Origin of the sequence: Thermococcus sp. LS1, from assembly GCF_012027395.1 — an archaeon.
Classification (GTDB): Archaea; Methanobacteriota_B; Thermococci; order Thermococcales; family Thermococcaceae; genus Thermococcus.
Genome location: NZ_SNUJ01000007.1, coordinates 1 through 447 on the forward strand (window position 1 = coordinate 1; position 447 = coordinate 447).

The 447-nt window shown below is 37.8% G+C and carries 1 pseudogene; it reads right to left on the reverse strand.

Annotation, left to right across the window (positions count from 1 at the left end):
- Positions 1-426 (reverse strand): annotated as a pseudogene (locus tag E3E26_RS10970) (hypothetical protein); the annotation flags it as partial.
- Positions 427-447: the final 21 nt, after the last annotated feature.

The following is a 447-nucleotide window of genomic DNA, read 5'->3' on the forward strand; positions in this document are numbered from 1 at the left end:
TGTGACATCAGTGGCAACAGTAGTATTAAATTTAACGCTAAGTGATAAGTTCTCCTTGGCAACCGCATGTATATAACCGGCATCTAGGAATAGCATAAAGGTAACACTTTGTGTTCCTGAAGCTCCAACGCTTATTGACTGGGAGAGATCAATTCCCTTTGAAGCTGAATCGTAATAATTCATTATTGCGAGATCAAGACCGCTTAAAGCATATTTAATGTCATTAGCGTCTGCAACCACTCTAATCTCTTCAATTGTCTTTAAAACATCTTCAAGTGTTCCGTTCCATGCTGAAGCTCCAGCATTGCTAAGTGTTAGATTAAAGAGTAGTGCTATTTTCTGGATGACTCCATTTCGTGGCAAATCAATGCTGTTATTAGAAAGTGTAATAACTTTGTCAAGCGTCTCTTTAGTCTTTGTTACCACTTTAATCACCTCTTAAGTTTC